A 9,357-nucleotide genomic window follows, 5' to 3' on the forward strand; every position below is an offset into this window, starting at 1 on the left:
AACATGGCAAAAGCTGCAATGGTTCAACGCGAAGTAAAGCGCGCAAAATTAGTAGAGAAATATGCTGCTAAACGTGCTGCACTTAAAGAGATCGCGAATAACCAAGATCTACCAATGGAAGAGCGTTTCAAAGCACGTTTGAAATTGGCTAAACTACCGCGCAATTCGGCACCAACTCGTCTGCACAATCGTTGTCAGGTAACTGGTCGTCCTAAGGCGTACTATCGTAAACTAAAAGTGTCACGTATCGCTCTTCGTCAATTGGCGTCAGACGGTATGATTCCTGGCATGGTTAAGTCAAGCTGGTAAGGGAGAGAATTTATGAACGATCCTATCGGTGATATGTTGACACGTATTCGCAACGCTCAAATGCGTGGCAAATCTACAGTATCAACACCAGCGTCAAAACTGCGTGGTTGGGTGCTCGACGTTCTTGCGAACGAAGGCTATATCCGCGGTTATGAAAACTCGACATCAAAAGCAGGCTTTCCTGAGTTGGAGATTTCTTTGAAATACTTCGACGGCGCGCCTGTGATCAAAGAGCTTAAGCGTGTGTCCAAACCTGGCCGTCGCGTTTACTCTGCTGCACAAGAAATTCCTTCTGTGCGTCAAGGTCTTGGTGTTGCAATCGTATCTACGCCACGTGGCGTGATGTCAGATGCACAAGCACGTTCTGCCAATGTTGGCGGCGAAGTGCTTTGCACAATCTTCTAAGGAGTATCTGATGTCTCGTATTGGTAAAAAACAAGTTGATCTACCAGCAGGCGTTACTGCCTCTGTGTCAGGTCAAACGATCGAAGTGAAAGGTCCTAAGGGTGTTCGCACGTTTAAGGCCACTGATGATGTAACAATCGAAGTTGCTGACAATGTCGTAAACGTTAAGCCTCGCGGCTTATCTAAGCGTGCTCGTCAGCAATGGGGCATGTCCCGCACACTTATCGCAAATTGCGTAACGGGTGTAACGGAAGGCTTCAAAAAGGAACTAGAAATTAACGGTGTTGGTTACCGTGCTAAGATGGAAGGTAAAACACTGAACCTTACTCTTGGCCTATCACACGACGTTAACATCGACTTCCCTGAAGGCGTAACTGTTACGGCACCAAAACCAACTGAAATCATCGTCGAAGGTATTGACCAACAACAAGTTGGTGAAGTCGCTGCGAAAATTCGCGAGTGGCGTAAGCCTGAGCCTTACAAAGGCAAAGGGATCAAATACAAAGACGAATATATCTTCCGCAAGGAAGGTAAGAAAAAATAAGGAGCGCATAATATGGCTAATAGTAAGAGAACTCTGTTCCTTAAGCGTCGCATGCGCAACCGGAACAAAATTAAGAAGATGGCCGCTGGCCGTCCTCGTTTGAGCGTACACCGTTCGTCTAAAAACATCTCGGTTCAATTGATCGATGATGTGGCTGGCGTAACAATCGCAGCGGCTTCTTCAATGGAGAAAGCACTGGGTGTTGTAGGCAAGAACAACGTTGAAGCATCTGCAAAAGTAGGCGCAGCTTTGGCTGAGCGTGCGAAAAAAGCTGGTGTTGCTGAGTGTTATTTCGACCGTGGTGGCTTTTTGTTCCACGGCAAAGTGAAGGCACTTGCTGACGCAGCCCGCGAAGGCGGTCTGAAATTCTAAAATTGTAGGTGGGCTTCGGTCCACCTCGATGATCCGGGGAGCATACTGCTTCACTTGGATTGAGTTTAATAGGCGCAAGCCTGATATCTTAGGAGGCCATTATGGCTAGAGATGACAATCGCCGGGGTCGCGATCGCGATGAAGCTCCGGAATTCCAAGATCGCTTAGTTGCGATTAACCGTGTTTCAAAAACAGTAAAAGGCGGTAAGCGCTTTGGTTTTGCTGCACTTGTTGTTGTTGGTGACCAAAAAGGTCGCGTTGGTTTCGGTAAAGGTAAAGCAAAAGAAGTACCTGAAGCGATCCGTAAAGCGACTGAACAAGCGAAACGCCAAATGATCCGTGTGCCTCTACGTGAAGGCCGCACATTGCACCACGACGTAAATGGTCGTCACGGTGCTGGTAAAGTTGTAATGCGTACAGCCCCTCAGGGTACTGGTATCATCGCGGGTGGTCCAATGCGTGCTGTGTTTGAAATGCTTGGCGTTCAAGACGTTGTTGCAAAATCAATCGGTACACAAAACCCATACAACATGATCCGTGCAACAATCGACGGTCTGTCAAAAGAAGCTTCACCTCGTAACGTTGCACAACGTCGTGGTAAGAAAGTTTCTGACATTTTGCCAAAAACTGACGCGGCTCCTGCTGCGAAAGAGGAGGCTTAAGACATGGCTAAAACTATCGTAGTTAAGCAAACAGGTTCACCAATTCGTCGCCCTCAAAAGCAACGTCAAACTTTGATCGGTTTGGGTTTGAACAAAATGCACAAAACACGTGAGCTTGAAGACACACCAGCCGTACGCGGCATGGTTGCTAAAGTTTCTCACATGGTAGAGATCATCGAAGAAAAAGGCTAACTGGCCTGACACTTTGAGTTAAGAATTGAAAAACGCCTCGTAGAGATACGGGTCGTTTTTTGTTTTGAGTAAACTGCATTTTAAAAATAGGTTAGGCGTATCTTAAACTGTGCGCCCTGGTGTAAATAAGTGTATTCAAAAAACTTCGTTAACGAATTATTAACCATAATTAATATACCTTAAAAACTTGTGAATTAGAGTTAACGGCTTTCTTTACGAGTTACTCTTTCCATAATTTTTGTAGGTATATTTCGCCTTTCCCTAAGTCACATGATGTATGCTTCGGGGACTAAGAATAATCATGTCTCGAAGCTTGATCTTATCGTTGGCTAAAGTGCTGTCGACGGTTTTTATTCATTTTAAAAGAAAGAGCAAAGATATGTTAGATTTATCGAACCTACCAAATGATTTTGATGGCCTAAGCTCCCGTGAGGTAGCTTTAAGAATATGTGCGCCACTTCAAGAACGCAACGGAGTTGATTTAATTTCCATAATGTCATGTCCCAAGATGAGCTTTGATGAAAAGCGGCGAGCCATGGTTGAAGCTTTGCTTTGTTCGAAATTCGAACGTGAGTATCAGGCTGGAAATGAGTTTTTCATGGATGAAACAGAGCAAGACACAGCAGAAATCATTACACTTGATGAGATGTTGAAAGCTGAAATCGACATTGAGCCAAACCTGAGCTTTTCTACAGCGAATGCGGATGTGTTGCGCACATATACAGGCTCAACGCTAAAAACATATGTTTACAACTTGACGAAGCGATTTGAAAATATGGAGAAAGCTGCAACGCCTGGTCAATTGGCATTGGAAATCGTGGGCGGAGCTTTGCTTTCTGTGGGAGTACCCATGGCTGTTGGAACTTATAAGGCTATGGGGCCAGGTATTAAGTTTTTGGCGGCTCTTAAAAAAGGTATTACTGGAATTGGTATGAAAACTGCGGTTGCGGCTATCGTTGTCGTTCTTGTAGTGTTGTTACTTTATCTGTTTCTTGAAAACCCGAAAAAGATTTTAGGGTTCATCATAAATAAGACAGACCATGATTTTAAAGTTAAGAATTGGAATAATGACAACAAAGGTGATTTATTCATGCAGCATGGTCACATGGTCGATTTCATGGAAGATAATAAGTTTGGTGATTTATCAGCACCAAAAGTACAAATCCAAGCTATGGTTGATTTTGGTGATAGTGATCCTGAAAGTTTTGTATTTGCTGGTGTATTCTTTGCAGATAGAAACTTCGGCTTAAGAGGTGCAGAAGGTGTGATGCGCTTTACATCTCTTGATAATTCATTGCGTTTTGCACAAATGTTTGCAGTGCCATATTTTCAGGATAACGGTACCAATATTTGTGTTTTGAAAGACAGCTCAGATGATATGTCGAAGCTTTTCAGAACAATGTACGATAATAAAGCTGTACGCAAAGATTATACGGATCAAGGCTTTAAGCTGACATCCACTGTAAATGATGCAAGAGGCGGGGTTGTTGCCTGCATTGCGTCTATTTCTAAATAGGGTGCGGAGAAAAGAAGAACGTCCCATATGTGTGGGGCGTTTTTATTCATTTGATTGTTTGAAAATTTCTTGCATCCAATAGAACCTCAAGCAAAAGTATTTACAAACAACAAAGGTACTCATCTCATGCCCATCCGCCTAGAATATTGGAACACCGCCCCTGATGTCCTGCGCTATATTATGGACATCAAAAAATACCTCGAAGACTCCACGCTTGATGTACAACTACGGCATATCGTATTGTTGCGGATCAGTCAGATTAATGGGTGCAAGTATTGCATCGATATTCACGCCAAAGAAGCTCTGCGGGATGGCGAAACACAGGCGCGGTTGGATGTGTTGGTGGATTGGCGGGACAGCGCTGTTTTTTCAGAAACAGAAAAGGCGGCATTGGAATGGGCTGAGGTTTTGACGAACGTGACACCTAAGGGGACATCAGACGCGCAATATGCAACCGTGCACAGTCATTTCAACGAGCGGGACTTGGTTGATCTGACATTCTTGATTTCCACAATGAATGCATGGAACCGTGTCAGCATCGCGTTTGATCACGAGCCTGATTAGTCGCGCACGAACACCAATGCTTTTTGTAGTGCTGTCTTATCTTTGAGTGATACGCTTAGCACCGACCCCTTAAACTGACATCGCTTTAAGGTGTAGATATCTAGGTGGTTTACTTGTTTATCAAGTGCAAATTCAGCGTTTGACCTGGTGCAGGTTTCTGCCTCTGTGATGTCAATTTTTGGGGTAGTGGTAATAGGTTTATGCCTGTTTGCGCGTGGCGATGTAAACACCAACGGCGGCAATCGCGATACCGACCCATGTGATCATTGGCATGGTCTCTCCCAGTAAAAGCCATGCAAGGAAGGCCGCAAAGGGTGGGATCATAAAGAACAGGGATGAAACAGAGCTAACGTCACCTACGCGGATCATGGCAAGGAGGAGGCCTACTGCGATGACCGAGTTTCCTACAACTAGATAGAACAGGGCCGCGCCAAATTGCCATGTCCAATCGATTTGCATGGTTTCCAATGTCAGCATGAAAGGGAGAACGCCCAATAGGCCCGCAGCATACCCCACTAAGTTCGCTGTTACGGGGTGATGAGATTTCCCAAACCGTTTTTCCCATAGTGTACCGATGGTAATGCCCAGTAATCCGATAGCGCAAAAGAATAGCCCAAGCATACTGGGAGGGGCCACGCCAGATTTTGCAATGATCACAAATGCTGTGCCCACCAACCCCAAGGCCAAGCCCACCCAACGCAACCACCCTACGTGCTCTTTGGTCCATGTGGGCGCTATAAGGGCGACCAATATGGGTTGTAAGGACATGATCAAGGCTACTGTACCAGCGGCGACACCGTCACGGAATGCGAGCCAACAAAATGCAAAATATATCGTTTGGATTAGGATGCCCACGATGGACAGGTGCACCCATTCAGAAAGGGTTTTGGGTAGGGGCGGTCTGATGATGGCGAATATGACCAACATGATCGCAACCACACAGGCATAACGAATGGATAGCATTGTCATGGGTTCTGCATATTGAAGGCCAACTTTTGCAACGGCGTAGCCACCAGACCAAAGAGCCAGAAAAATGAAAGGTGCAAAAGAAAGCCAACGTGGTTGCATAGTAATAATCCCCTTAGCCGTTATTTTGGAGCCTACTCTTAATTCCCACATGTAAAAGCGCAGAATTCTAGTTTTGGGTTTTCGATTGCCAGCGCGCGAATTTAAAAAACTGTAGTCTTGCTTTTAGCGGATTTTTTTGATGTGCGTGTGACCCATTTCTTGCGCATTGCATTGGTCTTTTGTTGTGATCGCAAGAAACGGATCGCAATATTTATTACCTTTTGTACTTGGAGCTTATGTTTTGAAAAATGGAGCTCAAGATGGAACTGAAAAACAAAACGATTATTATTACAGGTGCAAGTAGCGGCATTGGCGAGGCTGCTGCACTATTGTTTGCGCAAGAAGGCGCTAATCTTATTATAGGGGCACGTCGTGAAGCTGAATTAGAACGTGTTGCAACATTGATTGGCAAAGATAGCGTTAAAACCTTAGCAGGTGATGTGAAAGATCTTGATTATGCTCAAGCATTGGTAGAATTAGCTGTCGGATCCTTTGGTGGTTTGAATGGTGCATTCAACAATGCGGGGCTTATGGGGGATACGGTGGATATATCGACCATGTCATTGGATAATTGGAATGATGTGATGGCGACCAATTTGACCAGCGCATTTTTATTAGCAAGGACACAGGTTCCAGCATTGAAAGCCCAAGGCGGCGGTTCAATTGTGTTCACGTCTTCTTTTGTCGGCGTTACAAATGGTGGAATGCCTGGAATGGCAGCGTACGCAGCTTCAAAAGCGGGATTGAACGGTTTTGTGCAGTCTATTGCGTCGGAATATGCCGCGGATGGTGTTCGTGTAACTTCGCTTATGCCTGGGGGTACTGTAACCGCGATGGCTGGTGATGATCCTGAAGTGCATAGTTTCATCTCTAACTTGCACCCAATGAAACGTATGGCAGACCCAAAAGAAATTGCACAATTGGCAATGTTTCTACTGTCAGATCGTGCAAGCTTTGTAACAGGTAGCGCTATTGCCGCAGATGGCGGAATGTCTGTTAGGTTGTTGTAGGCTGTGGTTTATAAAACAAGGTGGGATATCTCCCCTTGAAAACCTGACAAAGCCCGCGTATATGACCGCATCTGGATCATAAGGTTCAGAATCAAACATAATGCCGTGTTTGCCCCTTTGTCGCTAGTCGGGGGTAGTTCCGGCGATAGGAGATAGCGACATGAAATTGAATCAATTAAGCGATAATAAAGGTGCAACGAAAAGCCGTAAGCGCATTGGCCGTGGTCCAGGTTCTGGAACAGGTAAAATGGGTGGCCGTGGTATCAAAGGTCAAAAATCACGTTCAGGTGTATCTATTAACGGTTACGAAGGCGGTCAAATGCCATTGTACATGCGTCTACCAAAGCGTGGCTTTAACAACATCAATGCAAAAACATATTCTGTTGTGAACCTAGGTTTGTTGCAAAAATTTATCGACGCAAAGAAAATTGACGTGAAAAAACCAATCACAGAAGAAGTTTTGGTTGAATCTGGCCTTGTGCGTCGCGTTAAAGACGGTGTTCGTATCCTTGCAAAAGGTGAGTTGAGCGCGAAAATTGATCTGACGGTTACTGGTGCTTCTAAGTCTGCAATTGCTGCTGTTGAGAAAGCTGGCGGTAAATTGACTGTGACTTCTGCTAAAGAAGCAGCCCCTGCGGCGGAATAATACTTGTAGGCAGCGCAATCGCTGCTTACATATATACAAGTTTTTTGGCGCCGCGTGTCCTGAAAATGGATATCGCGGCGTTTCATCTGAAAGAAGGTTAGAAAATGGCATCAGCTGCAGAACAAATGGCATCCAACATATCTTGGTCTGCCTTTGGCAAAGCTAAAGAGCTTCAATCACGTATTTTATTCGCTCTAGGTATGTTAATCGTTTACCGTATTGGTACGTTTATTCCCGTTCCGGGCATTGACCCAGTTGCGCTAGCATTATTCGTGGATCAAGCACAACAAGGTATCGGCGGTATCTTAAACATGTTCTCAGGTGGTGCGATTGGCCGTATGGCGATCTTTGCCCTTGGTATCATGCCATATATTTCTGCCTCTATTATTGTTCAGTTGATGACTGCAATGGTGCCTCAGCTAGAGCAGCTGAAGAAAGAAGGCGAACAAGGTCGTAAGAAAATCAACCAATACACTCGGTATGGCACGGTTGTTTTGGCTGTTTTCCAAGCTTATGGCTTGTCTAGAGGATTGGAAGTCAGCGATTTGGCAACAAATCCAGGGTTTCTAACATTCCAACTACCTGCCATCGTAACGCTTGTTGGTGGTACAATGTTGCTTATGTGGATTGGCGAACAAATCACGGCACGCGGTATCGGCAACGGTATCTCTTTGATCATCTTCGTGGGTATTGTGGCTGAATTGCCTGCAGCATTGGCACAGTTCTTTAGCCAAGGTCGGTCTGGTGCATTGTCTCCTGCTGTTATCTTGGGGGTTATGGTCATGGTTGTGGCTGTGATCGCATTCATCGTATTTATGGAGCGCGCACTTCGTAAAGTGCATATCCAATATCCAAAACGTCAGGTTGGTATGAAAGTATACGGCGGTGAGAGTTCCCACCTACCGATTAAAATCAACCCTGCTGGTGTTATCCCACCGATCTTTGCATCAGCATTGCTATTGTTGCCAACAACTGTCAGCACGTTTTCAGGCACACAAACATCACCGTTAATGTCTACTATACTAGCGTATTTTGGCCCAGGTCAGCCGCTATACCTTGCATTCTTTGTGGCGATGATCGTGTTCTTCTCATACTTCTACACAGCGAATGTTTCATTCAAGACAGATGAAGTCGCGGAAAACCTACAAAAACAAAACGGCTTTGTTCCGGGTATTCGCCCAGGTGCAAAAACGGCTGAATACCTAGATTTCGTAACAACGCGTATCTTGGTTCTTGGTTCTGCATATTTGGCGGCTGTTTGTCTGTTGCCAGAAATTCTGCGCAGCCAACTGGCTATTCCATTCTACTTTGGTGGTACTTCACTGTTGATCGTTGTATCTGTGACTATGGATACAATCACACAGGTACAGTCGCATCTATTGGCACACCAATATGAAAGCTTGATTGAAAAATCACAATTGCGCGGTAAGAACCGCTCTAAAGCACGCAGAAAGGCACGTAAGTAATATGAATATTATCCTATTAGGCCCTCCGGGAGCAGGCAAAGGCACTCAAGCAGCGCGTTTGGTTGAAGAGCGTAATATGGTTCAACTTTCTACAGGGGATATGCTGCGCGCAGCAAAAACATCTGGCACTGAGATGGGGAACAAAGTTGCGGCTGTTATGGATCGTGGCGAGTTGGTGACGGATGAAATCGTAATTGGTTTGATCGAAGAGCAATTGGACGGTGACAATAAAGGTGGGTTCATCTTTGATGGCTTTCCGCGTACGTTGGCACAGGCAGATGCACTTGCTGATCTTTTGGCATCTAAAGGCAAAACGCTGGATACAGTGATTGAGATGCGAGTGAAAGACGAAGTTCTGGTTGATCGCATTGTAAACCGTGCAGCAGAAGCCGCCGCAGCGGGCCAACCTGTACGTGCAGATGACAATGCTGAAAGCTTGAAGGTACGCCTTATGGCTTATTACAAAGAGACGTCACCTTTAATCGGCTATTACCATGCCAAAGGCCAACTTCAGTCTGTAGATGGTTTGCAATCTATCGAAGACGTAGCTGCTAGCATTTCTGGCGCATTGGAAAATGTATCTTAAGGGAAGATAACGCCCTT

Annotated in this window: 13 protein-coding genes; 12 read left to right on the top strand and 1 reads right to left on the bottom strand. The window is 45.3% G+C overall.

Annotated elements, in window-relative coordinates; genetic code table 11:
• Positions 1-3: 3 nt before the first annotated feature.
• From rpsN to F9L33_RS11725, 8 genes are all read left to right on the top strand, one after another.
• Complete coding sequence (gene rpsN / locus F9L33_RS11690) at positions 4-309, top strand: 30S ribosomal protein S14 (protein ID WP_152142984.1); 306 nt, start codon at positions 4-6, stop codon at positions 307-309.
• 12 nt (positions 310-321) lie between these two features.
• The gene (rpsH, locus tag F9L33_RS11695; protein ID WP_152142985.1) at positions 322-714 is read left to right on the top strand and encodes a 30S ribosomal protein S8; all 393 of its coding nucleotides are present in this window, start codon (positions 322-324) and stop codon (positions 712-714) included.
• 10 nt (positions 715-724) lie between these two features.
• Positions 725-1,258, top strand: coding sequence for a 50S ribosomal protein L6 (gene rplF / locus F9L33_RS11700; RefSeq protein ID WP_152142986.1), 534 nt, complete (start codon positions 725-727; stop codon positions 1,256-1,258).
• Between the two features lie 12 nt (positions 1,259-1,270).
• Positions 1,271-1,630, top strand: coding sequence for a 50S ribosomal protein L18 (gene rplR / locus F9L33_RS11705; RefSeq protein ID WP_152142987.1), 360 nt, complete (start codon positions 1,271-1,273; stop codon positions 1,628-1,630).
• Between the two features lie 101 nt (positions 1,631-1,731).
• Positions 1,732-2,292: a 30S ribosomal protein S5 gene (rpsE, locus tag F9L33_RS11710; RefSeq protein WP_152142988.1), complete on the top strand. Its 561-nt coding sequence runs from the start codon at positions 1,732-1,734 to the stop codon at positions 2,290-2,292.
• A 3-nt stretch (positions 2,293-2,295) separates the two neighbouring features.
• Positions 2,296-2,484, top strand: a complete 189-nt coding sequence (gene rpmD, locus F9L33_RS11715) for a 50S ribosomal protein L30 (protein WP_152142989.1) — start codon at positions 2,296-2,298, stop codon at positions 2,482-2,484.
• Positions 2,485-2,863: 379 nt separating this feature from the next.
• Positions 2,864-4,000 (top strand): hypothetical protein, encoded by a 1,137-nt coding sequence (locus F9L33_RS11720; RefSeq protein ID WP_226804104.1) that lies wholly within the window; start codon positions 2,864-2,866, stop codon positions 3,998-4,000.
• Positions 4,001-4,126: 126 nt separating this feature from the next.
• Complete coding sequence (locus F9L33_RS11725) at positions 4,127-4,564, top strand: carboxymuconolactone decarboxylase family protein (protein ID WP_152142990.1); 438 nt, start codon at positions 4,127-4,129, stop codon at positions 4,562-4,564.
• Between the two features lie 198 nt (positions 4,565-4,762).
• Here the strand turns inward: F9L33_RS11725 and F9L33_RS11730 are convergent, their stop codons facing one another.
• The gene (locus F9L33_RS11730; protein WP_152142991.1) at positions 4,763-5,632 is read right to left on the bottom strand and encodes a DMT family transporter; all 870 of its coding nucleotides are present in this window, start codon (positions 5,630-5,632) and stop codon (positions 4,763-4,765) included.
• 260 nt (positions 5,633-5,892) lie between these two features.
• Between F9L33_RS11730 and F9L33_RS11735 the strand changes: the two genes are divergently transcribed.
• The 4 genes from F9L33_RS11735 (at position 5,893) to F9L33_RS11750 (ending at position 9,340) form a co-directional block, all read left to right on the top strand.
• On the top strand, positions 5,893-6,642 hold the full coding sequence (locus F9L33_RS11735; protein WP_152142992.1) for an SDR family oxidoreductase: 750 nt from the start codon (positions 5,893-5,895) through the stop codon (positions 6,640-6,642).
• A gap of 160 nt (positions 6,643-6,802) precedes the next feature.
• Positions 6,803-7,288: a 50S ribosomal protein L15 gene (gene rplO, locus F9L33_RS11740; RefSeq protein ID WP_152142993.1), complete on the top strand. Its 486-nt coding sequence runs from the start codon at positions 6,803-6,805 to the stop codon at positions 7,286-7,288.
• Between the two features lie 104 nt (positions 7,289-7,392).
• On the top strand, positions 7,393-8,754 hold the full coding sequence (gene secY / locus F9L33_RS11745; RefSeq protein WP_152142994.1) for a preprotein translocase subunit SecY: 1,362 nt from the start codon (positions 7,393-7,395) through the stop codon (positions 8,752-8,754).
• A 1-nt stretch (position 8,755) separates the two neighbouring features.
• Complete coding sequence (locus F9L33_RS11750; protein ID WP_152142995.1) at positions 8,756-9,340, top strand: adenylate kinase; 585 nt, start codon at positions 8,756-8,758, stop codon at positions 9,338-9,340.
• Positions 9,341-9,357: the final 17 nt, after the last annotated feature.

The organism is Amylibacter sp. SFDW26, from assembly GCF_009184395.1.
Taxonomy (GTDB): domain Bacteria; phylum Pseudomonadota; class Alphaproteobacteria; order Rhodobacterales; family Rhodobacteraceae; genus Amylibacter.

Coding starts and splice junctions, on each gene's coding strand:
- rpsN (WP_152142984.1), top strand. CDS start 4: ATGGCAAAAGCTGCAATGGTTCAACGCGAAGTAAAGCGCGCAAAATTA.
- rpsH (WP_152142985.1), top strand. CDS start 322: ATGAACGATCCTATCGGTGATATGTTGACACGTATTCGCAACGCTCAA.
- rplF (WP_152142986.1), top strand. CDS start 725: ATGTCTCGTATTGGTAAAAAACAAGTTGATCTACCAGCAGGCGTTACT.
- rplR (WP_152142987.1), top strand. CDS start 1,271: ATGGCTAATAGTAAGAGAACTCTGTTCCTTAAGCGTCGCATGCGCAAC.
- rpsE (WP_152142988.1), top strand. CDS start 1,732: ATGGCTAGAGATGACAATCGCCGGGGTCGCGATCGCGATGAAGCTCCG.
- rpmD (WP_152142989.1), top strand. CDS start 2,296: ATGGCTAAAACTATCGTAGTTAAGCAAACAGGTTCACCAATTCGTCGC.
- F9L33_RS11720 (WP_226804104.1), top strand. CDS start 2,864: ATGTTAGATTTATCGAACCTACCAAATGATTTTGATGGCCTAAGCTCC.
- F9L33_RS11725 (WP_152142990.1), top strand. CDS start 4,127: ATGCCCATCCGCCTAGAATATTGGAACACCGCCCCTGATGTCCTGCGC.
- F9L33_RS11730 (WP_152142991.1), bottom strand. CDS start 5,632: ATGCAACCACGTTGGCTTTCTTTTGCACCTTTCATTTTTCTGGCTCTT.
- F9L33_RS11735 (WP_152142992.1), top strand. CDS start 5,893: ATGGAACTGAAAAACAAAACGATTATTATTACAGGTGCAAGTAGCGGC.
- rplO (WP_152142993.1), top strand. CDS start 6,803: ATGAAATTGAATCAATTAAGCGATAATAAAGGTGCAACGAAAAGCCGT.
- secY (WP_152142994.1), top strand. CDS start 7,393: ATGGCATCAGCTGCAGAACAAATGGCATCCAACATATCTTGGTCTGCC.
- F9L33_RS11750 (WP_152142995.1), top strand. CDS start 8,756: ATGAATATTATCCTATTAGGCCCTCCGGGAGCAGGCAAAGGCACTCAA.